The following is a 25,504-nucleotide window of genomic DNA, read 5'->3' as shown; positions in this document are numbered from 1 at the left end:
AAAGAAGCCTCAGGCGCGTGTCAGGGATTGACGAGGAAGTCGCCGGCGCGGGGAGTGTCGTTGATTTCGAGCACCAGTGCGTACGAGACTTTCTCGAAGGTGCGGAACACCATCAGCAGGCCGATGCGTTCGTTCGGCAGCTTGATGGTTTCCTTGCGTGCGCCGGTGCGGTCGAGGATGGTCTCGCCGTTCTTCAAAATGGCCAGCACATGGCCGTTGTCGACGCCGTCGCGCGTGCCCTTGTTGATGGCCACGACCTGGTTCTGCGCCGCGTACTGCACGGCATTGCCGTAGACCGACACGATGCGGCCGTCCACCTGGGTGGAGGGCGCGCGCGGCGCGTAGCTCAGCAGCTGGCGCGGCGGCTCGGGCAGCAGGCGGTCGCCGGCGCGCATTTCCTCGCGCGACGCAATGATGTCGATGCTGGCCGGCACGACGGTGATGACGTCCTTGTCGCCGGTCGTCTCGATGGTGGTCGATTCGCCGCGCTGCAACTGCGCCTTGCCCAGGTACTGCGCCTCGTAGCCGAGGATTTCGCCGGTGCCGGGGTCTTTCAGCGGCGTGGCGCTGCGGAAGATGCGGTAGTGCTGCACCGGGCCCGGCTTTTCGACCAGCGGCGACTCGGCATTGCCGCGCGCATAGGCGCGGTCGCCGCGCGACAGCAGCACGCGGCTGTCGTTGCCAGCCACGATGCGCGGTGCGGCGTCGAGCGTGTTGGCGTCGACCACGATGGGTTCGCTGAGGAAGGGCTCGATCAGGCTCGGGTTGAGCGTGGGCAGGGCCATGCCGGCGAGCGAGTCGAAGCGCGTGCGCGGCGACAGCTTGATGGTGCCGCCGTCGACGCCGCCCACGCTGCGGCGGGTGGTCAGGCGCGCGCGGCCGCCGCTCTTGTCCAGGTACAGCACCTGCCCCGGGTAGATGCGGTGCGGGTCCTGGATCTCGTTGATGTTCATGCCCCACAGCTCCGGCCAGCGCCAGGGGCGCAGCAGGTACAGGCGCGAGATGGCCCAGAGCGTGTCACCGGGCTTGACGGTGTACTCGTCGGGCGCCTTCGGCGACAGCTCGCTCAGCGGCACGCCGGCCTGGGCGGTCTGCTGGGCGGTGGCGCGCTGCTGGGGCGTGACGGGGTAGGTCGTCTGCGCCCAGGCCGCCGTGGCGCCGCAACTGCCGGCCACCGCCAGGGCGGCCGTCCAGAAGGCAAAGAAGGTCGGGCGCTGGTGTTCGGTGGAGCTGGGCTGTGTCATGTCTGGATGGGTGAGCGCACGAAGTATCGTGGCGCATACGAATCTCACAATTTGCTACGAATTCTGCGCCCGAAGCCCTTGCAAGGGCAACGTTTTCGCGTCAATGCGCCGCGACGCGTCGCGGAATTGGCGAAAATAGCCACAACTTCCCCCCGATTTCATGGCCAAACGAATCATTCTGAGTTACCCCGACAAGCGCCTGCACACGGTGGCCAAGCCGGTGCAGGGCGTGGACGCGCGCATCAAGACGCTGGTCGCCGACATGCTGGAAACCATGTACGACGCGAGCGGCATCGGCCTGGCCGCGACCCAGATCGACGTGCACGAGCGCGTGGTCGTGATCGACGTCTCCGAAGAACGCAACGAGCCGATCGTGCTCATCAACCCGGAAATCACCTGGGCCAGCGACGAAAAGGTGCTGAATGAAGAGGGCTGCCTCTCGGTGCCCGGCATCTACGACGGCGTGATGCGTTCCACCTCGGTGAAGGTCCAGGCGCTCGACGCCGACGGCAACACCCACACCATCGAGGCCGACGGCCTGCTGGCCGTGTGCATCCAGCACGAGCTCGACCATCTCATGGGCAAGGTGTTCGTCGAATACCTGTCGCCGCTCAAGCGCAACCGCATCAAGAGCAAGCTCCTCAAGCAGCAGCGCGAGGACATGAAAGAAGCACGGGCATGAGCCACCGGGCTGCGTGGTCCTCGCTGGCCGCCGCCGGACTGCTGTTCCTGGCGGGTTGCGTCAGCGAACCCACGCGCATCCAGCCCGGCACCTCCGCCGCCGAGACTCTGCAGCGCCTGGGCGCGCCCACCGGCCGCTACCCGCTCAACGGCGGCGGCGAGCGCCTGCAGTATTCGCGCATGCCGGCCGGCTTCGAGGTGGTCGACATCGACCTCGACGCATCCGGCAAGGTCGTCTCGGTGACCCAGGTGCTCACCGAGGCGCGCTTCGGCCACGACATCCAGGTCGACCGCTGGCGCCAGAACGAGGTGCTGGCCTTCTACGGCAAGCCCTACGAAATCAGCCGCGTCAGTTCCTTCGACGGCACCGTCTGGACCTGGCGCTACAAGGCCATCAACGAGCGCCGCATGCTCTATATCTACATCGACCCCACCGGCGTGGTGCGCCGGTATCACACGGGGGATGACCTCGAATTCGAACGGATCCGGGATTGAGCGCGTTGAAAGTCGTTTTTGCGGGCACGCCCGAGTTCGCGCGCGTCGCCCTGGAGGCCATCGCCGCCGCCGGCCATGACATCGTCGGCGTGATGAGCCAGCCCGACCGGCCCGCTGGCCGCGGCATGAAGCTGCAGGCCTCGCCCGTCAAGCAGTGCGCCGTTGCCAACAGCTGGCCCGTGGCGCAGCCGCGCAGCCTGCGGCTCGACGGCAAGTACCCCGACGAGGCCACCGCCGCGCGCGACACGTTGCTCGCATGGCAGCCCGATGTGATGGTGGTCGCCGCCTACGGGCTGATCCTGCCGCAGTGGGTGCTCGACCTGCCGGTGCACGGCTGCCTCAACATCCACGCCAGCCTGCTGCCGCGCTGGCGCGGCGCGGCGCCGATCCACCGCGCCATCGAGGCCGGCGACGCACAGACCGGCATCACCATCATGCAGATGGACGCGGGCCTGGACACCGGCGACATGCTGCTGCGCGAGGCGCTCGACATCGCCCCCGACGAGAACACCGCCCGCCTGCACGACCGGCTGGCCGCGCTCGGCGGCCGCATGGTGGTCGAGGCGCTGGCGCAGATCGGGCAACTCGTCCGCACGCCGCAGCCCACCGAAGGCATCACCTACGCCCACAAGGTCGAGAAGCACGAAGCGCTGATCGACTGGACGCAGCCGGCCGCCGCCATCGTGCGCCGCGTGCTGGCCTTCGATCCGTTCCCCGGTGCCAACAGCCCGCTCGGTGGCGAGACCGTCAAGCTCTGGGCCGCGCACGTGGCGCCCGGCCTTGCAGGCGCCACGCCCGGCACCGTCGTCTCGGCCGACGCCACCGGCGTCGCCGTGGCGGCCGCCGATGCCACCGTGGTGCTCACCGAACTGCAACGCCCCGGCGGCAAGCGCCTGCCCGCGGCCGACTTCCTGCGCGGCTTCGACCTGAAGCCCGGCCAGGTCTTCGGCTGATGTTCCTCTCGCCCACGCTGCGCCGCCAGCCCGAGTTCCGCGCCGGCATGCGCGACATGGCCTCGGCCGCGCTCGGCATCGGCGCCTGGGGCCTGATGACCGGCGTGGCCATGGTCAAGTCGGACATGAGCGTGCTCGAGGCCGTGGCGATGACCCTGTTCGTCTACGCCGGCAGCTCGCAGCTGGCTGCCATCCCTCTGCTGGCCGCGGGCGCGCCGGCCTGGGTGATCCTGGCGACGGGCTTCTGCGTCAACCTGCGCTTCGTCGTGTTCAGCCTGCACCTGCGGCCCTACCTCATGCACATGCCGCGCTGGCGCCGCCTGCTGCACGGCTACCTGACGGCCGACCTGAGCTACGCGCTCTTCACGAAGCAGTACACGGCGCCGCCGACCACGCCCGCCGAGCGGCTGGCGCAAGAGGCCTACCTCACCGGCAACTACTTCGTGACCTGGTGCGCGTGGATGGGCATGAGCCTGCTGGGCATCGCGCTGGCCAACCTCATTCCGCAGACCTGGGGCCTGGGCTTTGCCGGCGTGCTGAGCCTGGTGGCCATCGTCTGCTCGATGGCGACGACGCGGCTGCGCGTGCTGGCCGCGCTCATCGCGGGCGCCACGGCGGTCGGGGCCTACGCGCTGCCGCTCAAGCTCAACATCGTGGTCGCCATCGGCGTGGCGGTGCTGCTGTGCTTCTGGCTCGAAAAGCAGTTCGGGCTCGACCCCGACGCGGAGGACGACAAGTGAACAGCGGCGGCACCGACTGGTGGTCCCTGGCCGTGATCGCCGGCCTCGCCGGCGTCACCGTGCTCACGCGCTGCTTCTTCTTCATCCTGGACCGGCCCTGGGGCTTGCCCGAGTGGGCGCACCGCGCGCTGCACTACGCGCCTGCCGCCGCGCTGGCCGGCGTGATCGCACCCGAGATCGTGATGACGCAGGGCCACCTGATCACCACCTTGCACGACGCCCGCCTCTACGCGGCGGTCGTCGGCGGCGCCTACTACTTCTGGCGGCGCGGCGTGCTGGGCACGATGCTGGCCGGCATGGCGGTCTACCTGCCCCTGCACCTCGGCCTGGGCTGGTGATCGACTTGGACTAGTCGAGCTTCACGCCGGCTGCCTGGATGATCTTGCCCCAGCGCTCGCTCTCCGCGCGCGAGAGCTTGTAGAAGTCCTGCGGCGTGCCGGGCAGCGCCTCGAAGCCGAACTCCGCAAACAGCTTCACCACCTTCGGTGCCTTCATCGCCTTGTGCAGTTCGGTGTTGATGCGCGCCACGGCCTCGGGCGGCATGCCGGCCGGGCCGATCAGGCCGTGGAAGGCATAGGCGTTGACGTCGCTGAAGCCGGCCTCGACGAAGGTCGGCACCTCGGGCAACGCACTGGCGCGCTGCGGCAGCGCGATGGCCAGCACGCGCACCTTGCCCGACTTGATGATCGGCAGGCCCGAGGCCAGGTCGAGCATCATCGTCGGCACCTGGCCGCCCATCACGTCGGTCATGGCGGGCGCGGCGCCCTTGTACGGCACGTGCGTGATCGTGAGGCCCGCCTTCTGCTTGAACAGCTCCATCGCCATGTGGTGCGGCGAGCCGTTGCCGGGCGAGGCGTAGCTCACCTTGTCGGGGTTGGCCTTCACGTAGCGCACGAACTCGGCCACGTTCTTCGCGGGAAAGTCGGGGTGCACCACCAGCGCCACCGGGAAGCGCCCGATGGTGCCGATGTAGGTGAAGTCGGTCGCCGGCTTGTAGGGCAGCTTGGCGAACATGTGCTCGTTGAACAGCAGCGCCGCGTTCTCGGCCTGCATGATCGTGTAGCCGTCGGGCTTGGCCTGCATCATCACCGACACGCCGATGTTGGTCGACGCGCCGGGGCGGTTGTCGATGATCAGCGGCTGGCCAAGCGACGGCTGCATGGCCTCGGCCAGCGAGCGCGCGAGGTTGTCGGTGCCGCCGCCGGCCACGTAGGGCACGATCCATTTCACGGGCTGGCTGGGGTAGGCCGCCGGTTGCGCCGACGCGAAGGATGCGGCGGCGAGCGCGAGGGTCGCGGCCAGCAGGGGAAGGAAGCGTTTCATCGTTTGTTGTCTCCGTTGCTTTGTTGAAAAAGGGGGCGGCTCAGGTGCCGCGCAGGACCTGCCAGAGCTCGCGGTCGCGCTCGGCGGTCCACACGACGGGGTGCTCGATGCCGCGCAGCTCGTCGTAGGCGCGCGAGACGTCGAAGGGCAGCACGTGCTGGAACACCGGCCAGCCGCCGAAGCGCGGCGTCATCGCCGCCTCGGCGCGCGCGAAGCAGTCCTTGAGCGTCTCGCCCGCGGCGATGCCCGCGCGCACGCTGTCGAGCAGCGTCGAGAGAAAGTCCTTCGTGAGCCCGATCGCCTCGGCGCAGGCGGTTTCGCCCTGCAGCACCGCGCCACGCCCGGGCACCAGCACGCGCGGCTGCAGCGCGCGCACCGCGTCGAGCGTGCCGGCCCAGTCGCCGATGTAGGCGTCGCCCGCGTACACGCCGCAGTGGTTCTCGACCACGTCGCCCGCAAACAGCACGCCGCTGTCGGGCAGCCAGGCCACGGTGTCGCCGCTCGAATGGCCGCGGCCCAGCGCCATGAGCCGCAGTTCACGGCCACCGCCCAGCTGCAGCGCCATCTCGCGCTCGAAGACCGTGGTCGGGAAGGTCAGGCCCGGAATCTCTTCCACGCCCGCGAACAGGCGCGGGAAGCGGCCCACCTCCGATTCGAAGTCGGCCTGGCCGCGCGTGCGGATCCAGTCGAGCGTGCCGTTGCTGGCGACGATCTCCTGCACTTCGTCGAAGGCGCTCGCGCCCATCACGCGCACCGCGTGGTAGTGCGTGAGCACGATGGTGCGGATCGGCTTGTCGGTCACGCTGCGGATCGCCGCCAGGAAGTCGCGCGCCATGCGCGGGGTGGGGCGGGTGTCGATCAGCACCACCTGCTCCTCGCCGACGACGAAGCCGCAGTTGGGATCGAAGTCGCTGATGTAGCCGTAGGCGCCTGGTGCGAGTTCCTGCAGCCGGGGCTTCTGCTCGCGGGTATCGGAGGCGGAAGCGAAAGAGACGGTGGCGGTCATGGGGTGGGTGTCGTGGTCGGGGGGGTGTCTTCTTCGGCCTCGGCTGCTGCGCGGATGCACGCGAGCAGCACGGCCTGGTCGGCGCACTGGTTGGCCAGCAGCAGCACGAGGCGCGCGTTGAGGTCGGCGCTCTGCGCCTCGGTGCGGCCTTCGTGCGCGGCCAGCAGGGCGGCGTAGAAGCCGTCGGGGTCGGGGATGCGGGGCTCGGTGATCATGAGGACGAAGCGGTGAGTGCGAGCGCCGTGCGGACGGCGGCGGCGATCGTGTCGGGGGTGGCTTGCGCAAGGAGCGCAGCGCGGTAGGCATCGGGGCGCACGAGCACGAAGCCGCCCACGCTGGGGTCGATGCCGAGGTGGCTCGCCAGCGTCTCGTCGGCCTGCAAGGTCGGCAGGCCGCTGTCGCCGCCCACGGCCAGCAGGCGCAGCGGCAGTGCGGCCGTGGCATCGCACGCGGCCTGCGCCTGCGCGCGCGTCGGCGCGAACCACAGACCCAGGCACTGCGTGCCCTCGGCCAGCAGTTGCATCAGCGTGGTCTCGCGCCCATCGGCCCAGCACAGCGGCAGGTTCTGCACCGTGCGCGCGCCTTCGGGCAGCAGCGGCGCGGCGGGGTAGTCGTTGGCGACCGACATGCGGCCCGTGTTGACCAGCGCCCGCGCGAAGGTGTGGCGCTTGGCCAGTGCCACCACGGCGCGGCGCAGCGTGTGCTCGGCCGGCGAGCGCGGCGCGAGGAAGCGCGCGGAACGGCTCGTGACCGTCAGGTTCTCCTGCGCGGCCGGGCGGCGCTCGGCGTCGTAGCTGTCGAGCAGCGCGTCGCCGGCCTGCCCCTGCGCGACCAACGCGAGCTTCCAGCCGAGGTTGGCCGCATCCTGGATGCCGGTGTTGCCGCCGCGCGCGCCGAAGGGGCTCACCACGTGCGCGGCGTCGCCGATGAAGCACACGCGGCCGTGGCGAAAGCGCTCGAGCAGGTGGTCGCGGTAGCCATACGGTCCGATCCACACGAACTCGAAGGCCACGTCGGGCCCGAGCTGTTCGCGCAGCCGCGCGCCGGCCACTTCGGGGCGGCTGATCTCGGCCGGGTCGCAGTCTTCGGGCATCTGGTAGTCGATGCGCCACACGCCGTCGGCCATCAGGTGCTGCCACACGCCGCGGCCTTCGTTGAAGGGCGCGTCGACCCAGGTCCAGCGTTCGGTGGGCAGCGGTTTTTCGAAGCGCACGTCGCTGATGCACCAGCGGTCGGTGCTGCGCGAGACATGCGATGCCACGCCGAGCTGCGTGCGGATCGGGCTGTTCGCGCCCGTGGCGTCGATCAGGTGATCGGCCTCGATCGTGTAGCTGCCGGCGGGCGTCTCGATGTCGATGCGCACGCCGTCGGCCAGCGGCTCGACGCGCGTCACGCGGCTCTTCCAGCGCAGGTCGGTCACGCCGAGTTCGAGAATGCGATCGACCAGGAACCACTCGATGTAGAACTGCTGCAGGTTGATGAAGGGCGGCTGCGTCGAGACGCTGTTGGCCTGCAGGTTGAAGTTGTAGACCTCCTCGTTGCCCGAGAAGGTGCGCCCGAACGACCAGGTGACGCCCTTGGCCGCGATGCGTTCGTAGATGCCCAGGCGCTCGAAGATCTCCAGGCTCTTCTGCGCGTAGCAGATGCCGCGCGACGAGGCGCCGCGCACGCCCACGGTGTCGTCCTCGTCGAGCAGCACGGCGCGCACGCCGCGTTGCGCGAGGTCGCAGGCCAGCGTGAGGCCCGAGGGGCCGGCGCCGACGATCACGATCGGATGGCGCGCGACGGTCGTGCCGTTCAGCTCGGGCGGTGGCGTGAAGGGCCAGACCGGCAACTCGTAGGCCGGTGCGAATGCAAAGTTTTCCATGGCTCTTCTACAGCGCGTGCGCGAACTCGGCGATGGCATCGGCCGCCTGCGGGATCAGCTCGGGCTGGCCCGCCAGGTAGTGGTTGCCGCCGACGATGTCGACGTTGCGGATGCGCGCGCCGCCCGCGGCCATCCACGCGTCGCGCGTGCTCGGGAAGGTCGACTGGTCGCCGGTGTAGGTCAGCAGCAGTTTCGGCACCGTGGTGCGCGCGAGGTTGGTGGGCCCGTCGGCCTGCGAGCGCGACGACCACTGCGAGAGGAACGCGGTGAGCGAGGTGGTGCGGCCCATCGCGTTGGCCGAATAGTTCACCTGCCGCGCATCGCCCCAGACGCTGCCGGGCAGGCGTGCGTTGGCATCGAGCGACAGGTCGACGCAGCGCGGATCGGCGTGCGTGCGGTAGACGACGAAGGTCTGGTCGCGCGGCGCGCCGGGTGTGCCGCGCAGCAGCGCGAGGCGATCGAGGCACCACTGCTCGATGCGGTCCATCCGCGCCTTCTGCGCCGCGCTGAAGCGCGCGAGAAACTCGGCCTCGTAGGGCACGCGGTGGCGCGGGTCGTACATGTCGAGCTCGGGGTCGACCGAGAGCGGGTCGTGCTCGTCGGTGACCGACGGGTCGATCCAGTCGCGCATCAGCCGCGTGCGGCCCAGGTGCGCGGCGCACAGCGCGAGGCCGTCCACTGGGGGCAGGTCGCTGGCGTGCAGGTGCGTCGGGTCGCCGTCGGGCAGGTGCGTGGCCGTGAGCTGCTCGGCCTGCGCCTGGTAGAAGGCCGAGAGCGCCGCGCCGCCCGAGTTGCCGACCAGGAACACCTTCTCGTAGCCGGCCGCGCGCAGGTACTGCACGCCGGCGCCCAGGTCTTGAATCGCACGCTCCATCAGCAGCACCGTGTCGTTGCCGACGAAGCGCGAGTTCAGGCCCATGCAGCAGATGCCGCGCTCGGCCAGAGGGCCGATGAGGTAGTGGCCCATGAAGTTGCTGGTCGGGTGCATCACGATGGCCGCGATCTTTTTCGGCCCCGGCGGCGCGCGGAAGGCGCCGTAGATGCGCGGGCGCAGCAGCTGCAGGCCCGACTGGCTGTCCATGGCCGCGCCGGGCTTCACGTCGATGACGGCGAGTTGCAGCTCAGACATGCGGCGCGCCTTTCGCTGCGCGAAGCGCCGCCTTGCGCGCGGTCCACGCGTCGAGGTCGGCATGGGCATGGCGCGCGTGCGCGTCCATTTCGGTTTGCGGCACGGTCGGCGTGGTGAGTTCCACGCGGATGCCGTTGGGGTCGAAGAAGTAGATCGACTCGATGATGTGGTGGTCGGTCACGCCCAGCACCTCGATGCCCGCGCCTTCGAGCCGCGCCTTGGCGGCCAGCAGGTCGGCCCCCGAGTCGACGCGCAGCGCGATGTGGTTCACCCACGAAGGCGTGTTGGGCGAGGGCAGCGCGGCGGTGTCGTCGCCCAGGTCGAAGAAGGCGATGTACGCGCCGTCGCGCATCTGGAAAAAGATGTGCACGTAGGGGCAGTACTCGCCCGTGCTCGGCACGTGGTCGTTCTTGATGACGTGGGCCAGCGGCAGGCCCAGCAGGTCTTCGTAGAAGTGGCGGGTTTCCTCGCTGTCGCGGCAGCGCCAGGCGAAGTGGTGCAGCCCGCGAATGGGTGGGGGCGCCGTGGGGGTGGCGGTCGTCGGCATGTCGTGTCTCCGTTGAGGCCGCGATTGGGCAATGCTGCGTCTTATGATGCAATCGAAATTAATTCATCGATTGATGAAATAACCATATATATGAACCTCACCCTGCGCCAGCTGCGCGCCTTCGCCGCCGTGGCCGAAACCGGCAGCTTCACCACCGCTGCCGGGCAGCTGCACCTCACGCAGTCGGCGCTCAGCGTGCTGGTGCGCGAGCTCGAGCGTGAGATGGGCGTGCAGCTGCTCGACCGCAACACGCGGCGCGTGCAGCTGTCGGAGGCGGGGCGCGAGTTCCTGCCGTCGGTGCACCGGCTGCTCGGCGACCTCACGAGCGCGGTCGCGGGCGTGACCGATTTGCGTGACAAGAAGAAAGGGCTGTTGCGGCTCGCAGCGCCGCAGCTCATGGCCTGCACGCTGATGCCGCGCGTGATCGCCGCCTACCGCGAGGCGTACCCCGACGTGGACGTGCGCCTGGCCGACACGCTGCCCGAGCACCTGCTGCTGGGCGTGGCGGCCGGCGACGTCGAGCTGGCCGTGGGCCAGGACGTGGCGGTGGACGCCGCCGCCATCGAGCGCCGCACGCTGTTCCGCGACCGCCACTGGCTGATCTGCCCGCCCGGCCACGCCTTTGCCAACCGCCGCAAGGTGCGCTGGCACGAGCTGGGGCCCTACACCTTCATCGCGCCCACGCGCGACTTCCGCCAGCGCGTGCTGCCCGAGCTGGGGGCGGAGGAGCGCGCTTTCCTGATGCGGCCGGGCACGCAGGAGGTGTCGTACATGACCACCGCGCTGGGCATGGTGGCCTCGGGCCTGGGGCTGACCGTGTGCCCGACCTACTCGGCGTCGCTGGTGCGCGCGCACGGGCTGCAGATGGTGCGGCTCGAGTCGCCCGACTTCCACCGCGAGGTCTGCGTGTACAGCGCGGCGCGGCGCTCGCTGTCGCCCGCGGCGGCGAGTTTCGTCGGCATCCTCGAACAGTTCGCGACCGCGCAGGCGAAGGCCTGAAAAAGCATCAGCGCCCCGCAAGAGACGCGCAGGGGCGCCAGAGGGCGAAAACTACAATGCGGGCAGTCCCGTCTTTCACCATCCTCAGACCCATGAACGTCATTCGATTCACCGACCTCTGTGCGCAAGGCAAGGCCGCCGGCCAGCGCGTCTTCATCCGTGCCGACCTCAACGTGCCGCAGGACGATGCCGGCCGCATCACCGAAGACACGCGCATCCGCGCCTCGGTGCCCTGCATCCAGCTGGCGCTCGACGCCGGCGCGGCCGTGATGGTCACCTCGCACCTGGGTCGCCCGACCGAAGGCGAGTTCAAGCCCGAAGACTCGCTGGCGCCCGTCGCCCAGCGCCTGGGCGAGCTGCTGGGCCGTGAAGTGCCGCTGGTGGCCAACTGGGTCGACGGCGTCGACGTCAAGCCCGGCCAGGTCGTGCTGCTGGAGAACTGCCGCGTCAACAAGGGCGAGAAGAAGAACGACGAAGCGCTGGCCCGCAAGCTGGCCGCGCTCACCGACATCTACGTGAACGACGCCTTCGGCACCGCCCACCGCGCCGAAGCCACCACCTACGGCATCGCCCAGTTCGCCAAGGTGGCCGCGGCCGGCCCGCTGCTGGCGGCCGAGATCGACGCCATCACCAAGGCGCTGGCCCAGCCCAAGCGCCCGCTGGTCGCCATCGTGGCGGGCTCGAAGGTCAGCACCAAGCTCACCATCCTCAAGAGCCTGTCGGCCAACGTCGACCAGCTGATCGTCGGCGGCGGCATCGCCAACACCTTCATGCTGGCCGCGGGCCTGTCGATCGGCAAGTCGCTGGCCGAGCCCGACCTGCTCGACCAGGCCAAGGCCGTGATCGACGCCATGCGCGCGCGCGGCGCCGACGTGCCGATCCCGGTGGACGTGGTCACGGCCAAGACCTTCGCGGCCGACGCGCCCGCCACCGTCAAGGCCGCCACCGACGTGGCCGAGGACGACCTGATCCTGGACATCGGCCCGAAGACCTCGGCCATCCTGGCCGCGCAGCTGCGCGAAGCCGGCACCATCGTCTGGAACGGCCCCGTGGGCGTGTTCGAGTTCGACGCCTTCGCGGGCGGCACGAAGGCCATCGCGCAAGCCATTGCCGAAAGCAGCGCCTTCTCGATCGCCGGCGGCGGCGACACCCTGGCGGCCATCGCCAAGTACGGCATCGAAAAGCAGGTCGGTTACATCTCGACCGGCGGCGGTGCCTTCCTCGAAGTGCTGGAGGGCAAGACCCTGCCGGCCTTCGAGATCCTGGCCAAGCGCGCGGCGGGCTGATTCCGGCGGCGGTCCGGCCACGGGAGGGAAATCCCCCGTGGCGACTGACTTCCGTTCGACACACAAAGTGTATACAGTAGCGAATACAAAACGGAGACCCCCTTCATGAGCTCGGACCGCATCCCCCGCCACGCCACCAAGATCGTCGCCACCCTCGGCCCCGCCTCCAGCACGCCGGAATTGCTGGAACAGATGATCCTGGCCAAGGTCAGCGTGGTGCGGCTGAACTTCAGCCACGGTACGGCGCAGGACCACATCGACCGCGCCACCATGGTGCGTGAGGCGGCCCGCAAGGCTGGCCGCGAAGTGGCCATCATGGCCGACCTGCAGGGCCCGAAGATCCGCGTCGGCAAGTTCGCGCAGGGCAAGATCTGGCTCGAACCCGGCGCCAAGTTCGTGCTCGACGCCTCGCGCACCGAGCTGGGCGACGTCGATGCCGTGGGCTTGGACTACAAGGACCTGCCGCGCGACGTGAAGCCCGGCGACAAGCTGCTGCTCAACGACGGCCTGATCGTGCTCACGGTCGATGGCGTCAAGGGCGAGGCGGTGCACACCACCGTCAAGCTCGGCGGCGAGCTGTCGAACAACAAGGGCATCAACAAGCAGGGCGGCGGCCTCACGGCGCCCGCGTTGACGGCCAAGGACATGGAAGACATCAAGACCGCGATGAGCTTCCAGGCCGACTATGTGGCCGTGAGCTTCCCCAAGAACGCCACCGACATGGAAATGGCGCGCCAGCTGTGCAACGTGGCGGCCGCCGAGTACGGCCACAAGCCCGGCATGATCGCCAAGATCGAACGCGCCGAAGCCATCCCGAAGCTGGAAGAAATCCTGCGCGCCAGCGACGGCATCATGGTCGCCCGCGGCGACCTGGCCGTGGAAGTGGGCAACGCCGCCGTGCCGGCGCTGCAGAAAAAGATGATCCGCATGGCGCGCGACATGGACAAGGTGGTCATCACCGCGACCCAGATGATGGAGTCGATGATCACCAACCCCGTGCCCACCCGCGCCGAGGTGAGCGACGTGGCCAACGCCGTGCTCGACGGCACCGACGCCGTGATGCTCTCCGCCGAAACCGCCTCGGGCCGCTACCCGCTCGAGACCGTCCAGGAAATGAGCCGCATCTGCGAAGCCGCCGAGGCCGCCGAAGACAAGACGCTCGACGCCGACTTCAGCGGCAAGACCTACAGCCGCATCGACCAGTCGATCGCGATGGGCGCGCTGTTCACGGCGCACCACCTGGGCGCCAAGGCCATCGTGGCGCTGACCGAGTCGGGCTCCACCATCCTGTGGATGAGCCGCCACCGCGCACACATTCCCATGTACGCCCTGACCTCGCGCCTGGCCACGCAGCGCAAGCTGGCGCTGTACCGCAACGTGCGCCCGCTGCTCATGGATTCGGAAAGCGACCGCGACACCGCGCTGCGCCAGGCCGAGAGCCATCTGAAGAAGCGCGGCATCGTGCAAAGCGGCGACGTGTACGCCATCACCTGCGGCGAGCCGATGGGCGCGCCCGGCGGCACCAACATGCTGAAGATCTGCCGCGCGAGCTGAGTTCGTTCGCAGCAAAGCAAAGGCCGGCACATGCCGGCCTTTTTCATTGCGCCGTCTGGTTCAGCCGTTGCGGAACAGGAAGCTGTAGGCGTTCAGCGCGGGCACACCGCCCAGGTGCGCGTAGAGCACCTTCGAGCCCGCCGGGAATTCGCCCAGCCGCACCTTCTCGATCATCCCGTGCATCGACTTGCCCTCGTACACCGGGTCGGTCAGCATGCCCTCGAAGCGCGCGCTCAACCGGATCGCCTCCAGCGTGCCTTCGTTCGGCAGGCCGTACTCGGGCCCGCCGAAGCGGCGGTCGAGCACCACGTCTTTCTCGGTGATGTCGCGGCCCAGCTCGACCAGCTCGGCCGTGTTTCTGGCGATGCGCAGGATCTGCTCGTAGGTCTGCTGCGGCTTGGCCGAGGCGTCGATGCCGATCACGCGCTCGGCGCGCCCGTCGGCGGCGAAGCCCACCACCATGCCGGCCTGCGTGCTGCCCGTGACCGAGCAGACCACGATGTAGTCGAACTTGAAGCCCAGCTCGGCCTCCTGCTGGCGCACTTCCTCGGCAAAGCCCACGAAGCCCAGCCCGCCGCGCGGGTGCTCCGAGCAGCCCGCCGGGATCGGGAAGGGCTTGCCGCCGGCCGCGCGCACGTCGGCCATGGCCTGTTCCCAGCTCTGGCGGATGCCGATGTCGAAGCCGGCTGCGTCCAGCCGCACGTCGGCGCCGAGGATGCGCGACATCTCGATGTTGCCGACCCGGTCGTACACCGCGTCGGAGTAGTTGACCCAGTTCTCCTGCACCAGCACGCACTTCAGGCCCAGGTGCGCGGCCACGGCCGCCACTTGGCGCGTCTGGTTCGACTGGATGCCGCCGATGGACACCAGCGTGTCGTAGCCGCCTTCGAGCGCCTCGGGGATCAGGTACTCCAGCTTGCGCGTCTTGTTGCCGCCGAAGGCCAGGCCGCTGTTGCAGTCCTCGCGCTTGGCGTAGAGATCGACCTTGCCGCCCAGGTGGGCGCTCAGGCGCTTCAGCGGCTGGATCGGCGTGGGGCCGAAGGTCAGGGCGTGGCGGGGGAATTTCTTCAGGTTCATCGACGCAGCTCCAAAAGCGGTGAGGGGTTGAAGCTGTCGATCGTAGGAAGAAGGCTTTGCAATGTGCTTGCGAAGTTGGCTGGCTTCGTCGCTCAAAAGAAGGCAGTATCGCCATACAGAAGGCTTTTCATCTGGAAAGGAAGCCATGAGCACAACAAAGTTGCGTGCCCCGACGGAGCTCGACCGCACCGACCGCGCCATCCTGCGCGCCCTGCAGCGCGACGCCTCGGTGTCGAACGTGGCGCTGGCCGCCAAGGTGAACCTCAGCGCGCCGGCCTGCCTGCGGCGGGTCGAGCGGCTCCGGGCCGCGGGCTTCATCAAGGGCGTGGTCGCCCTGCTGGACCCCGATGCGCTCGAGGTCGGCATGCTCGTGATGATCGGCGTGGTGCTCGACCGCTCCACGCCCGACTCCTTCGCTGATTTCGAGAAGGCGGCGCAGAAGGTGTCGGGCTGCCTCGAATGCCACGTCGTCACGGGCGAATTCGACTACTTCATGCTCGTGCGCACCCGCGACAACGACAGCTTCAACCGCCTGCATGCCGAGCAGCTGCTGTACCTGCCGGGCGTGCGGCAGATCCGGACCTTCGTGGTGCTCAAGCAGGTGCTGTCGACCACGCAGTTGCCGATCTGAAAAAGTTGAAAAAGAGCTGCGCGCCAGTACCCGTGGCGCCCGGGGTGGCGTCGGCCCTGTCCCACAAGGGGGCTCGGTAGAATCGGGGTAGTTTTCTCCCGACTTTCCGCCTTCTCTTTTTCCCGTCTTTTTCTATTCCCACGAGGTATTTCCCATGGCACTCGTCTCGATGCGCGAACTGCTGGACCACGCCGCCGCCAACGGCTACGGCATTCCGGCCTTCAACGTCAACAACCTCGAACAGGTCCAGGCCGTCATGGAGGCCGCCAAGGAAACCGGCGCGCCCGTCATCCTGCAGGCCAGCGCCGGCGCCCGCAAATACGCGGGTGAAGCCTTCATCAAGCACCTGATCCAGGCCGCCATCGAGCAGTACCCGAACATCCCGCTGGTGATGCACCAGGACCACGGCCAGAGCCCGGCCATCTGCCAGGGCGCGATCGACCTGGGCTTCTCGTCCGTGATGATGGACGGCTCGCTGCACGAAGACGGCAAGACGCCCGCCTCGTTCGACTACAACGTCGACGTGACCCGCAAGGTGGTCGAACTGGCCCACAAGGTCGGCGTCACGGTCGAAGGCGAGCTGGGCTGCCTGGGCTCGCTCGAAACCGGCATGGCCGGTGAAGAAGACGGCATCGGCGCCGAAGGCGTGCTCGACCATGCGTCGCTGCTCACCGATCCGGAAGAAGCCGCCCAGTTCGTGAAGGCCACGCAGCTGGACGCGCTGGCCATCGCCATCGGCACCAGCCACGGCGCCTACAAGTTCACGCGCAAGCCCACGGGCGACATCCTGTCGATCCAGCGCGTGAAGGAAATCCACGCCCGCCTGCCCAACACCCACCTGGTGATGCACGGCTCGTCGTCGGTGCCGCAGGACCTGCTGGAAATCATCCGCAAATACGGCGGCAACATGAAGGAAACCTACGGCGTGCCCGTCGAGGAAATCCAGGAAGCCATCAAGTACGGTGTGCGCAAGATCAACATCGACACCGACATCCGCCTGGCGATGACCGGCGCGGTGCGCAAGTTCCTGGCCGAGAACCCCGAGAAGTTCGACGCCCGCGAGTGGCTCAAGCCCGCGCGCGAAGCCGCCAAGCAGATCTGCAAGCAGCGCTACATCGAGTTCGGCTGCGAAGGCCAGGGCGCCAAGATCAAGGGCGACACGCTGCAGGTCGTTGCCGCCAAGTACGCCAAGGGCGACCTGGCGCAGCAAGTCATCTAACGAAGACAGACTGCGCGCCGCAGGCCACCGCTCGCGGTGGCTTTTTTCTGCGCGCACAATCCGCTTTTCCCGTCACCGTTTCCCAGCCGAGCATCCGTCCATGACCACCGTTCACACCTCTTCCATCCAGAGCCTGCCCCTGCTTGCGCGCGGCAAGGTGCGCGACAACTACGCCGTCGGCGAAGACCGCATCCTGATGGTCGCGAGCGACCGGCTCAGCGCCTTCGACGTGATCATGGGCGAGCCCATCCCGGGCAAGGGCGAGATCCTCACCAAGATGGCGCTGTGGTGGTTCGACCGCCTGGGCGCGCTGTGCCCCAACCACCTGACGGGCGAGGCGCCCGAGAGCGTGGTGCAACCCGACGAGGTGGCGCAGGTCACGGGCCGCTCGATGCTGGTCAAGCGCCTGCGTCCGATCCCGGTGGAGGCCGTGGTGCGCGGCTACCTGGCCGGCAGCGGCTGGAAGGAATACCAGGACAACCGCGCCGTCTGCGGCGTGCCGCTGCCCGAGGGCCTGACCAACGCGAGCAAGCTGCCGCGCCCGATCTTCACGCCCGCAGCCAAGGCCGCGGCCGGCGAGCACGACGAGAACATCAGCTACGAGCGCGTGGTCGAGGTCGTCGGCCCCAAGCTGGCCCAGCAGATCCGCGAGGTCAGCATCGCCATCTACGAGGCGGCGGCCCAGATCGCGCTCGCCAAGGGGATGATCATTGCCGACACCAAGTTCGAGTTCGGCCTGGACGAGAACGACACGCTGGTGCTGATGGACGAGGTGCTCACGCCCGACAGCTCGCGCTACTGGCCGGTCGAGGGCTACGAGGCCGCGCTGGCCGCCGGCACCAACCCGCCGAGCTACGACAAGCAGTTCGTGCGCGACTGGCTCGAGGCCACCAAGATCAACGGCAAGCCTTGGGACAAGACCCCCCCGGCGCCGCGCCTGCCGGCCGAAGTCATCGAGAAGACGGCGGCCAAGTACCGTGAGGCGCTGGACCGCCTCACCCACGGCTGACCTGTTTTTTCGTCTTTAACGCGTCGTGCCGCTGCTGAGCAGCGCGACCGTGCGGCCGCTGCCATCGAGCAGCGCGAGCCGCCCCGGCGCCAGCCGGTAGCTGGCCGTGTTCTGCAGCGCCGACAGGAACTGCGCCTCGTTGGCGCCGCGCACCGGGTCGGCGCAGGCCATGCGGGTCGCGGCCATCTGGCCGAGCTTGAGCGACACGCCCGCGCGCGTGAACGATCCCGTGACGCGGTTGCAGCCGCCCGACCCGCTCACCCGTCCGCTGTTGCGATCGAACTGCAGCTGCGCATCGCCGCCCGGCGCGATGGGCTCGTCGCCCAGCTGCACCAGGCGCCACACCGGCCCTTCGATCGGCTCGTCGAGGCTGATGCCGCTGCCGCAACCGGTCAGGGCGGTCAGCAGCAGCGCGGCCGAGGCAACGGCGGGGAGCGCGGTACGGCGGGCGAAGGAACGCATGGCCAATTTTCCTTTTCAATCTGCAACAAGTTAAAACCGGCGCCATCGTATGCGACGCCGTGGCCGGTGCGAAGACAGGCCCGATGGCGCATCCGGGCTTCTTCAGGCCGCGAGGCTGGCGAGGGCCACGCCGCCCGCGAGGCGCGCCTCGACGCAGCGGCGCACGCTGGCCGGCGTGCCGTCCTGCGCCAGCAGCGCGGGCCACTCGGCCTGGGCCTGGCGCACGGTGTCGCGCGCGATGGCCATCAAGCGCGCCGGCCGCAGCAGCCCGGCCGTGCGCAGCAGCGCCTCCAGCGCCGCCCCGTCGAAGGCGCGCAGCGTGGCGTCGATGGCGCGGTTGACGCCGTAGTCGCGCGCCGGCACGTCCTCGAAGAAGGCGGCCACGCAGACCGGGTCGTACAGCGGCGCGAGCACCGGCGCCACGCCGTCGGGGTAGCGAAGCGCCCAGTTCTTCAGGTGCGCGTCGCTGTTGCCCAGCAGGATGAAGGCCACGAGGCGGCGCACGCACTCGCGCACGTCGGCCACCGGGTTCGGCGACAGGCGGTCGAGCACGCGCAGCATGGCGGGCCAGTCGGTGGCCAGCCCGCGGCCGTACTTCTGGCGCGGCTCGTACTGCAGCACCTGCGCGAACTCTTCCATGTGGATGCGCCCGCCCTCGGGCGTGCGGTCGAAGCGGCGCACCGCCAGGATCTGCGCGAAGGGCACCTGCTCGGGCAGGTCGGCGTCGGCGCGGTCGATCACGTGGGCCTGCGCGCAGTCGAGGCCGAGCGCGCCGCACAGGCGGTAGCCGGTGTATTCGTTGGCGACCAGGTCGGGGTGGCGCGTGCTCGGCAGCTTGAGGATGAACGAGCCCGCCGCACCGTGGCGCTTGACCACGTAGCGGCGTCCGTCCTGCACCGCCGAGAACTTGGTCACCACGCCGGGGATGGCGGCGGCGTCTTCCACCGGCATCTCGACGAAGCCGGGTTCGAGCACGTCGAGCCCCAGCGCCGTGTGCCAGTGGCGCACGGTGTCGGGAATGCCCTCGGACGTGGGCACGGGCTCGACCTCGAGCGCGCCCATGAGGTCGTGCCCGGCGGCGGCCAGCAGCTCGAACTCGTCGTCGGCCGCGCAGCCGCGTTGCTGCGCCAGGCGCTCGCGGTTGTGGCCCTCGGGCAGCAGGTTCTGGAAGTAGCTGGGCCAGCGGCCGTCGCTGCGCGAGACGCGGGCGTCGCGCGCCGAAGCCAGGATGGCGCGGGTCGCGGCCTCGTCGGCACCGCGGTACGCGAGGGACAGCGTGGGCCGGCCCGCGTCGGCGATGTAGGCCTCGTCGAACGACACGCGCAGGATGTCGCCGTACTGCGAGAGGTAACCGATGGCGCGCCGCCCGCCACCGGGCAGATGCAGGTGCATCCGCAGGTAGCGGATGCCCGTGTTGAAGACGGCGCGCGTGCTCACCGCCTCACCGGTTCTCGTCGGCCAGGCTCTGCGCGATGGACGGCGGCGCGCCCACGCCCGCCGGCTGGCCGAGCAGGCGACCGCCCGAGCGCACGAAGTCTTCGAGCTGCGGGCGCAGGCTGGCGGGCACCGGCATCAGCTCGAGCCCCAGCACGCGCGCCATTTCGAGCAGCGTCGACAGGCGCGGATCGATCTGGCCGCTTTCGATGCGCTGCACCGTCATGCGTGACAGCCCGGCGCGCGTGGCCAGCGCCTCCTGGCTCAGGCCGCCGGCCTTGCGGGCTTTTTCGAGTTCTTCGGTCAGTTGGAGCATTGCAATGCGCTTTTATCGGAAATTGAGTAGCAATGCTATCTATATGGGGCGGTGGCGGCAACAAGAAAGCGACCCTCAGGTCGCTTTCTTGTTCAATTGCGCACTGAAAGGCGCAATGCGTCGTTCAGCCGTTCAGCTCAGCACCACGCTGCTCAGGCGGCGACGGTACGTGGCCACGACCGGATCGTCCGGCGGAATCTGCCCGTCGGCGACCTTCACCTTCGGCGGCTCGATCACGTCGAGGATCGCGATGTAGGTCTTGCGCGCGAGGTCTTCGCTCCAGGTCTTGTCGCGCATCAGGATGTCGAGCAGCTCGTCCATCGCGTCGGTCCAGCGCTGGGCGGCCATCAGCAGGCGGGCGCGGTTGAAGCGGGCGTCGAAGTCGCGCTTGTTGGCCGCGATCTTGTCGTCGAAGTCGCCCAGCGTCGGCGCCGATCCGGTGACGGGTGCGGCGAAATCGATGGCATCCATCCAGCGCTGCAGCGAATCGAAGCGGCGCACCAGCGTGGTCTTGGCGATCACCGGCGCGAAGGCGACCTTGGCGTCGTCGATGCGGCCTTCCTGCAGCAGCAGCTTGATGTAGTCGAAGCGCGCGTCGTCGTTGGCCGGGTCGGTGGCCACGGCGTGCTGCAGCTTCTCGAGCGCGCCCAGGGTGTCGCCCTCGGCCAGCGCTTCCTGCGCGGCGGCGCCTTCCGACGCCGCCTCGGCCTCATCCGCGCCCGGGACGTGCTTGTCGAGGAATTCGCGGATCTTCTCGGCCGGAATGGCGCCCACGAAGCCGTCCACCGGCTGGCCGTCCTTGAACATCACGCAGAACGGGATGCTGCGCACGCCGAACATCTCGGACAGCTGCGAGGAAATCTGCGGCACCTTGTCGGCGTCCAGCTTGGCCAGCGTGAAGCGGCCGGCGTACTCGGTTTCGAGCTTTTCGAGCACCGGGCCGAGCTGTTTGCAGGGGCCGCACCATTCGGCCCAGATGTCCAGCAGCACCGGCGTGGCGACCGAGCCTTCGATCAGCTCGGCCTGGAAATTTTCGAGAGTGATGTCGATCATCGGGAACAGCTGGGGGTGAAACGTAAAATTGAAACCATGAACGAAACCATTCAGGTCGGTGTAGTGATGGGCTCGAACTCCGATTGGGAGACGATGCGCCACGCGGTCGAGATTCTCCAGCAATTCGGAATCAGCCACGAAGCGAAGGTGGTCTCGGCCCACCGGATGCCCGATGCGCTGTTCGCGTACGCCGAAAGCGCCGCCGGGCGCGGGCTCACGGCGATCGTCGCCGGGGCGGGCGGCGCGGCCCACCTGCCGGGCATGCTGGCGTCGAAAACCACGGTGCCGGTGCTCGGCGTGCCGGTGGCCAGCCGCCACCTGCAGGGCGTCGATTCCCTCTACAGCATCGTGCAGATGCCCAAGGGCGTGCCCGTGGCCACCTTTGCCATCGGCACCGCCGGCGCGGCCAACGCGGCGCTGTTCGCGGTGGCCATGCTGGCGGTGAACAACCCGGCGCTGCGCGCCAAGCTCGACGCCTTCCGCACGGCCCAGACCGCCGCTGCCGAGGCCATGGTGCTGCCGCCGCCCGAAGCGGGCGCGGCGGTGTCGCCCTTCTCGCCGCAAGGCGGGGGTGCGCTGTGAGCACCGGCCATTCGGGCCATGCCGGCGATTTGCCCATCCTCCCGGGCGCCACGCTCGGCGTGCTCGGCGGCGGCCAGCTCGGGCGCATGTTCGCGCACGCGGCCCAACGCATGGGCTACTTCACCGCGGTGCTCGACCCCGATGCCGACAGCCCCGCCGGTCGGGTGAGCCACCACCACATCCACACCGACTACGCCGACGTCGACGGCCTGGCCCGCCTCGCCGGCCTGGCCGACGCGGTGACGACCGAGTTCGAGAACGTGCCCGCGCCCTCGCTGGAGCACCTGGCGGTGGCGCGGCCGGTGTCGCCCGCGGCCTCGGCCATCGCCATCGCGCAGGACCGCATCGCCGAGAAGGCGCACTTCACGCGCTGCGGCGTGCCCTGCGCGCCCTACGCCGTCATCGAGACGGCGGAGCAACTGGCCGCCGTCGATGACCAGCTGCTGCCCGGCATCCTCAAGACCGCCCGCCTGGGCTACGACGGCAAGGGCCAGCAGCGCGTGAAGACGCGCGCCGAGCTGGTCGAGGCCTGGCAGGCCGCCGGCTGCGTGCCCTGCGTGCTCGAGAAGATGCTGCCGCTCGAGTTCGAGTGCTCGGTGATCCTGGCGCGCGGCCGCGACGGCCAGATCGTGCATTTCCCGCCGCAGCGCAACCTGCACCGCGACGGCATCCTCGCCGTGACCGAGGTGCACCCGCAGAACATGCCCAAGACCGTGGCGCAGGGCGCGGTCAATTCCGCCAAGAGCATCGCCAGCGGCCTCGATTACGTGGGCGTGCTGTGCGTCGAGTTCTTCGCGCTGGCCGATGGTTCGCTGGTGGTCAACGAAATGGCGCCGCGCCCGCACAACAGCGGCCACTACACGATGGAAGCCTGCGACGTGTCGCAGTTCGAGCTGCAGGTGCGCACCCTCGCCGGCCTGCCGCTGACCGCACCGCGCCAGCACAGCCCCGCCGTCATGCTCAACCTGCTGGGCGACCTGTGGTTCCCGGGCGGCGAAGGCGACGGCGCCAAGCCGGTCGCGCCGCGCTGGAGCGAGGTGCTCGCCCTGCCCGGCACCCACCTGCACCTGTACGGCAAGCTGGCACCGCGCCGCGGCCGCAAGATGGGTCACCTGACCCTCACCGGCGCCACGCTCGAGAGCGTGCGCGCCAATGCCTCGCAGGCCGCACTGCTGCTGGGCCTGCCGGCGCTCGCATGATCCTCGACGGCCACGCTCCCGACGCCATCGCCGAGGCCGCGCGCGTGCTGCGCGCCGGCGGGCTGGTCGCCTTCCCGACCGAGACCGTCTACGGCCTGGGCGCCGACGCCAGCAGCGACACCGCCGTCGCCGGCATCTTCGCGGCCAAGGGCCGGCCGGCCGACCATCCGCTGATCGTCCACGTGGCGGCGGGCGCCAAGGGCGCGCAGGCGCTGTCGCGCTTCGCCCAGCCGCTGCCGCCTTTCGCGCAGAAGCTCGTGCAGGCCTTCTGGCCCGGCCCGCTCACGCTGATCGTCACGCGCCAGCCCGGCGTGGGCACGGCGGCGGCCGGCGGGCAGGACACCATCGGCCTGCGCTGCCCCGCGCACCCGGTGGCGCAGGCGCTGCTCGAAGCCTGCGCCGAGCAGGGCGTGCCCGGCCTGGCGGGGCCCAGCGCCAACCGCTTCGGCCGCGTCAGCCCGACCACGGCGCAGCACGTGCACGACGAGTTCGGCGATGCGCTTCTGGTGATCGACGGCGGCGCCTGCGAAGTGGGCATCGAATCGACCATCGTCGACTGCAGCCGCGGCGCGCCCGTGCTGCTGCGCCCGGGCCTCATCACGCGTGACCAGATCGAGGCCGCCGTCGGCGAGCCGCTGCGCGACCGCGAGGTGCTCGACACGCCCGACCCGCGCGCCTCGGGCACGCTGGAGGCGCACTACGCGCCCGACGCCAAGGTGCGGCTGATGGACCCCAAGGCCATCCAGACCGGCCTCGATGTGCTCGGCGCCAACGCCGCGCACATCGCCGTGTGGACGCGCAGCAACGTGCGCAGCCGCTCGCAGCGCGTGCTGCTGCGGCGCATGCCCGACGACGCGGCGGCCACCGCGCAGCAGCTGTTCGCGGTGCTGCGCGAGTTCGACGCGCAGGGCGTGAAGCTGATCTGGGTCGAGACGCCGCCCGACACGCCCGAGTGGGAAGGTGTGAAAGACCGCTTGCAGCGCGCTGCAGCGGCCTGATCCACGCCTGATCGGTTGCCGCGGGGCTCAGCCCCCGGCCGCCAGCACCCCCTGGAAGAACCCGCGTGCTGCCGCCAGGCAGAACGGTGGCGCCAGCGTGCCGTGGTAGGCCGCGGTCACGGCGCGCGCCTTGTCGGTGGCGCTGCCCGGCGTGCTCTGTGCCAGCAGGTCCTTGGCCTGCGCGAAGCCGGCGCGTGCGGCCGAATAGCTGTCGGTGGTGCCGCGGTCTTCCAGGTCGACCACCGCGAGCGCGGCGGCCGGCATGCCCTTGGCGCGGAAGTAGCCGGCCGTGGCGCGCGTGCTCAGGAAGTTCACGGTCGGGTCGTTCGCGCCGCTGCACAACAGCATCGGCTTGGTCGGCACCCAGTTGCGCAGGTCGTTGGCGATGGCTGCCTTGCGGAAGCCCGTGGCCGGCTTGCAGTCCAGCGGCGAGGCCGAGCCGAGCGACGCGGCCGTGGCCGGCAGCGCGTTGCCGGGGCAGGGGGCCGACTGGATGTCGGTGGCCGCCTGCGTGAGGAAACTCTGCTTGATGAGGTTGTTGGCCCCATAGAAGATCGCCAGCTCGGGGCTCACCGGGCCCGGCTTGCCGTCGGCCGGGAACAGCGCCAGCTGCGGCAGCTTGCCGCTGGAGAACAGCGTGCCCGGCGTGAGGGTGGGCAGCAGGGTGTCGATGCCGGTGGCGTACTGCGCTTCGTAGACGTCGCTGGTGCTGTTGTAGACGTTGCCGAACTGCTGCTGCCAGCTGGTCGACAGCAGCGGCACGAACAGCGTGGCGCCCAGCGCCGGCCAGCCCAGGTAGGTGTAGTCGGTCAAGAGGCTGATGGCCGAGGGCGCGGCCAGCGGGGCCGAGGCCGTCACCGTTTTGCCGGTGGCCTGCATCTCGCGGTGCGCGGCCATCGCCACGTAGCCGCCCTGCGAATAGCCGGTGATGAACAGCGAGCCGGCGTCGTTCGCTCCGATGTCCGAGAAGGTCTTGCGCGCCGCGGTGAGCGCATCGACCATGTCCTTGCCCTGCTGGTCGCCGTTGAGGTACGGGTGGTAGGGCAGCGTCGACTTGTCGTAGCCCGCGTAGTTGGGCGCCACCACGATGTAGCCCTGCGCCGCGAACATGGCCGCCACCATCAGGCCCTCGCCGGCGGCCGGCTGGGTGGTGTCGGTCCACTTGGCGAGGTTGTAGTTGCGCGCCGGCGTGGTGCCGTGCGCGTACAGCACCACGGGGCGCGCGCCGCTGCAGGCCACGTCGGAACCCGAGGGCACCATGATCGCGGCGGTGGCGTTGGTGGCTTCGTTCTTGCCGCCGACGGTGCGGTATTCGAGGTAGCGCATGTCGACGCCGCACTTGGGCGCGCCGGTGACCTGCAGCAGCGCCTTGCCCTGGTCGGAGGCCTGCAGGCTGGCCCTGAACTGGTCGGCCGTGAGCTTGGTGCCCTGCTCGGGCGGGCTGGTGACGACCGAGCCGCGCCCGGTGTCGCTGCCGCCGCCCGGTGGCGGAAAGCCGATGCCGACGCCGCCCCCACCGCCGCCCCCACCGCAGGCGGCGAGCAGCAACGTGGCGCCAGCGAGCGTCGCCGCGGCGGTGACCCGGCGGGCCGGGAAGGACGAGGGCTGTGAATGCCGTGGGTGCTGCAAGGTCAAGACGCGTCTCCTGGAGTTGTATCGAAAACGAACGAGCGTCCGATTCTGGGCAGCGCCATGGCCGC

At 69.5% G+C, this 25,504-nt stretch carries 27 protein-coding genes; 14 read left to right on the top strand and 13 right to left on the bottom strand.

Annotation, left to right across the window (positions count from 1 at the left end; genetic code table 11):
* Positions 1-20: 20 nt before the first annotated feature.
* A complete protein-coding gene (locus AC1RAD_RS23395) occupies positions 21-1,244 on the bottom strand; it encodes a LysM peptidoglycan-binding domain-containing protein (RefSeq protein WP_159279203.1) in 1,224 nt (407 codons plus the stop codon).
* Positions 1,245-1,404: 160 nt separating this feature from the next.
* On the opposite strand from AC1RAD_RS23395, the gene def reads away from it, so the two are divergent.
* Genes def through AC1RAD_RS23370 form a run of 5 tightly spaced genes read left to right on the top strand, consistent with a single transcriptional unit; the run spans position 1,405 to position 4,451 of the window.
* The gene (def, locus tag AC1RAD_RS23390; RefSeq protein WP_070063231.1) at positions 1,405-1,926 is read left to right on the top strand and encodes a peptide deformylase; all 522 of its coding nucleotides are present in this window, start codon (positions 1,405-1,407) and stop codon (positions 1,924-1,926) included.
* Positions 1,923-2,420 (top strand): hypothetical protein, encoded by a 498-nt coding sequence (locus tag AC1RAD_RS23385; RefSeq protein WP_056577158.1) that lies wholly within the window; start codon positions 1,923-1,925, stop codon positions 2,418-2,420. The genes def and AC1RAD_RS23385 overlap by 4 nt, the downstream gene beginning before the upstream one ends.
* Positions 2,417-3,373, top strand: coding sequence for a methionyl-tRNA formyltransferase (gene fmt, locus AC1RAD_RS23380; RefSeq protein ID WP_492737458.1), 957 nt, complete (start codon positions 2,417-2,419; stop codon positions 3,371-3,373). Before AC1RAD_RS23385 ends, fmt begins: the two co-directional genes overlap by 4 nt.
* Complete coding sequence (locus AC1RAD_RS23375; RefSeq protein ID WP_492737456.1) at positions 3,373-4,113, top strand: AzlC family ABC transporter permease; 741 nt, start codon at positions 3,373-3,375, stop codon at positions 4,111-4,113. The genes fmt and AC1RAD_RS23375 overlap by 1 nt, the downstream gene beginning before the upstream one ends.
* The gene (locus AC1RAD_RS23370; protein WP_070063228.1) at positions 4,110-4,451 is read left to right on the top strand and encodes an AzlD domain-containing protein; all 342 of its coding nucleotides are present in this window, start codon (positions 4,110-4,112) and stop codon (positions 4,449-4,451) included. The genes AC1RAD_RS23375 and AC1RAD_RS23370 overlap by 4 nt, the downstream gene beginning before the upstream one ends.
* A 10-nt stretch (positions 4,452-4,461) precedes the next feature.
* On the opposite strand, the gene AC1RAD_RS23365 is transcribed toward AC1RAD_RS23370, so the two are convergent.
* From AC1RAD_RS23365 to AC1RAD_RS23340, 6 genes are read right to left on the bottom strand one after another with little or no spacing between them, the layout of a single operon-like run.
* Entirely contained in the window at positions 4,462-5,436 is a 975-nt protein-coding gene (locus AC1RAD_RS23365; RefSeq protein ID WP_492737454.1) for a Bug family tripartite tricarboxylate transporter substrate binding protein, read from the bottom strand.
* A 40-nt stretch (positions 5,437-5,476) separates the two neighbouring features.
* The gene (locus tag AC1RAD_RS23360; RefSeq protein ID WP_492737452.1) at positions 5,477-6,442 is read right to left on the bottom strand and encodes an MBL fold metallo-hydrolase; all 966 of its coding nucleotides are present in this window, start codon (positions 6,440-6,442) and stop codon (positions 5,477-5,479) included.
* The gene (locus AC1RAD_RS23355; RefSeq protein WP_492737450.1) at positions 6,439-6,657 is read right to left on the bottom strand and encodes a DUF2783 domain-containing protein; all 219 of its coding nucleotides are present in this window, start codon (positions 6,655-6,657) and stop codon (positions 6,439-6,441) included. The genes AC1RAD_RS23360 and AC1RAD_RS23355 overlap by 4 nt, the downstream gene beginning before the upstream one ends.
* Positions 6,654-8,309: an FAD-dependent oxidoreductase gene (locus AC1RAD_RS23350; RefSeq protein ID WP_492737448.1), complete on the bottom strand. Its 1,656-nt coding sequence runs from the start codon at positions 8,307-8,309 to the stop codon at positions 6,654-6,656. The genes AC1RAD_RS23355 and AC1RAD_RS23350 overlap by 4 nt, the downstream gene beginning before the upstream one ends.
* A 7-nt stretch (positions 8,310-8,316) precedes the next feature.
* On the bottom strand, positions 8,317-9,438 hold the full coding sequence (locus AC1RAD_RS23345) for an alpha/beta hydrolase family protein (RefSeq protein WP_492737446.1): 1,122 nt from the start codon (positions 9,436-9,438) through the stop codon (positions 8,317-8,319).
* Positions 9,431-9,985 carry a VOC family protein gene (locus AC1RAD_RS23340; protein ID WP_492737444.1) on the bottom strand — a complete coding sequence of 185 codons (555 nt, stop codon included), beginning with the start codon at positions 9,983-9,985 and terminating at the stop codon, positions 9,431-9,433. Before AC1RAD_RS23340 ends, AC1RAD_RS23345 begins: the two co-directional genes overlap by 8 nt.
* A 90-nt stretch (positions 9,986-10,075) precedes the next feature.
* Here AC1RAD_RS23340 and AC1RAD_RS23335 point away from each other — a divergent pair, with 90 nt between their 5' ends.
* The 3 genes from AC1RAD_RS23335 (at position 10,076) to pyk (ending at position 13,824) form a co-directional block, all read left to right on the top strand.
* The gene (locus tag AC1RAD_RS23335) at positions 10,076-10,984 is read left to right on the top strand and encodes a LysR family transcriptional regulator (RefSeq protein WP_492737442.1); all 909 of its coding nucleotides are present in this window, start codon (positions 10,076-10,078) and stop codon (positions 10,982-10,984) included.
* Positions 10,985-11,076: 92 nt separating this feature from the next.
* Entirely contained in the window at positions 11,077-12,270 is a 1,194-nt protein-coding gene (locus tag AC1RAD_RS23330; RefSeq protein ID WP_390349632.1) for a phosphoglycerate kinase, read from the top strand.
* A gap of 105 nt (positions 12,271-12,375) precedes the next feature.
* Positions 12,376-13,824, top strand: a complete 1,449-nt coding sequence (gene pyk, locus AC1RAD_RS23325) for a pyruvate kinase (RefSeq protein ID WP_062478290.1) — start codon at positions 12,376-12,378, stop codon at positions 13,822-13,824.
* A 60-nt stretch (positions 13,825-13,884) separates the two neighbouring features.
* Here pyk and AC1RAD_RS23320 read toward each other — a convergent pair whose 3' ends face one another.
* Positions 13,885-14,901, bottom strand: a complete 1,017-nt coding sequence (locus tag AC1RAD_RS23320) for a 1-aminocyclopropane-1-carboxylate deaminase (protein WP_492737439.1) — start codon at positions 14,899-14,901, stop codon at positions 13,885-13,887.
* 145 nt (positions 14,902-15,046) lie between these two features.
* Between AC1RAD_RS23320 and AC1RAD_RS23315 the strand changes: the two genes are divergently transcribed.
* From AC1RAD_RS23315 to AC1RAD_RS23305, 3 genes are all read left to right on the top strand, one after another.
* Positions 15,047-15,532, top strand: coding sequence for an Lrp/AsnC family transcriptional regulator (locus AC1RAD_RS23315; protein ID WP_070063218.1), 486 nt, complete (start codon positions 15,047-15,049; stop codon positions 15,530-15,532).
* A gap of 154 nt (positions 15,533-15,686) precedes the next feature.
* On the top strand, positions 15,687-16,751 hold the full coding sequence (gene fba, locus AC1RAD_RS23310; protein ID WP_062478296.1) for a class II fructose-bisphosphate aldolase: 1,065 nt from the start codon (positions 15,687-15,689) through the stop codon (positions 16,749-16,751).
* A gap of 100 nt (positions 16,752-16,851) precedes the next feature.
* On the top strand, positions 16,852-17,760 hold the full coding sequence (locus AC1RAD_RS23305; protein ID WP_062478299.1) for a phosphoribosylaminoimidazolesuccinocarboxamide synthase: 909 nt from the start codon (positions 16,852-16,854) through the stop codon (positions 17,758-17,760).
* Positions 17,761-17,775: 15 nt separating this feature from the next.
* Here the strand turns inward: AC1RAD_RS23305 and AC1RAD_RS23300 are convergent, their stop codons facing one another.
* The 4 genes from AC1RAD_RS23300 to AC1RAD_RS23285 form a co-directional block, all read right to left on the bottom strand.
* The gene (locus AC1RAD_RS23300) at positions 17,776-18,222 is read right to left on the bottom strand and encodes an META domain-containing protein (RefSeq protein ID WP_307695199.1); all 447 of its coding nucleotides are present in this window, start codon (positions 18,220-18,222) and stop codon (positions 17,776-17,778) included.
* Between the two features lie 102 nt (positions 18,223-18,324).
* Entirely contained in the window at positions 18,325-19,614 is a 1,290-nt protein-coding gene (locus AC1RAD_RS23295) for a type II toxin-antitoxin system HipA family toxin (RefSeq protein ID WP_492737580.1), read from the bottom strand.
* 49 nt (positions 19,615-19,663) lie between these two features.
* Positions 19,664-19,972 (bottom strand): helix-turn-helix domain-containing protein, encoded by a 309-nt coding sequence (locus tag AC1RAD_RS23290; protein ID WP_062481916.1) that lies wholly within the window; start codon positions 19,970-19,972, stop codon positions 19,664-19,666.
* A gap of 132 nt (positions 19,973-20,104) precedes the next feature.
* The gene (locus tag AC1RAD_RS23285) at positions 20,105-21,025 is read right to left on the bottom strand and encodes a tetratricopeptide repeat protein (protein ID WP_159274101.1); all 921 of its coding nucleotides are present in this window, start codon (positions 21,023-21,025) and stop codon (positions 20,105-20,107) included.
* A gap of 36 nt (positions 21,026-21,061) precedes the next feature.
* Here AC1RAD_RS23285 and purE point away from each other — a divergent pair, with 36 nt between their 5' ends.
* Genes purE through AC1RAD_RS23270 form a run of 3 tightly spaced genes read left to right on the top strand, consistent with a single transcriptional unit; the run spans position 21,062 to position 23,804 of the window.
* The gene (gene purE / locus AC1RAD_RS23280; RefSeq protein WP_447748171.1) at positions 21,062-21,607 is read left to right on the top strand and encodes a 5-(carboxyamino)imidazole ribonucleotide mutase; all 546 of its coding nucleotides are present in this window, start codon (positions 21,062-21,064) and stop codon (positions 21,605-21,607) included.
* On the top strand, positions 21,604-22,806 hold the full coding sequence (locus AC1RAD_RS23275) for a 5-(carboxyamino)imidazole ribonucleotide synthase (protein WP_354348075.1): 1,203 nt from the start codon (positions 21,604-21,606) through the stop codon (positions 22,804-22,806). Before purE ends, AC1RAD_RS23275 begins: the two co-directional genes overlap by 4 nt.
* Entirely contained in the window at positions 22,803-23,804 is a 1,002-nt protein-coding gene (locus tag AC1RAD_RS23270) for an L-threonylcarbamoyladenylate synthase (RefSeq protein ID WP_492737436.1), read from the top strand. The genes AC1RAD_RS23275 and AC1RAD_RS23270 overlap by 4 nt, the downstream gene beginning before the upstream one ends.
* Positions 23,805-23,831: 27 nt before the next feature.
* On the opposite strand, the gene AC1RAD_RS23265 is transcribed toward AC1RAD_RS23270, so the two are convergent.
* A complete protein-coding gene (locus AC1RAD_RS23265) occupies positions 23,832-25,433 on the bottom strand; it encodes an alpha/beta hydrolase family protein (RefSeq protein ID WP_492737578.1) in 1,602 nt (533 codons plus the stop codon).
* Positions 25,434-25,504: the final 71 nt, after the last annotated feature.

The organism is Variovorax sp. GW823-FHT04B03 (assembly GCF_058796495.1).
This window is presented reverse-complemented; position numbering and strand designations above follow the sequence as displayed.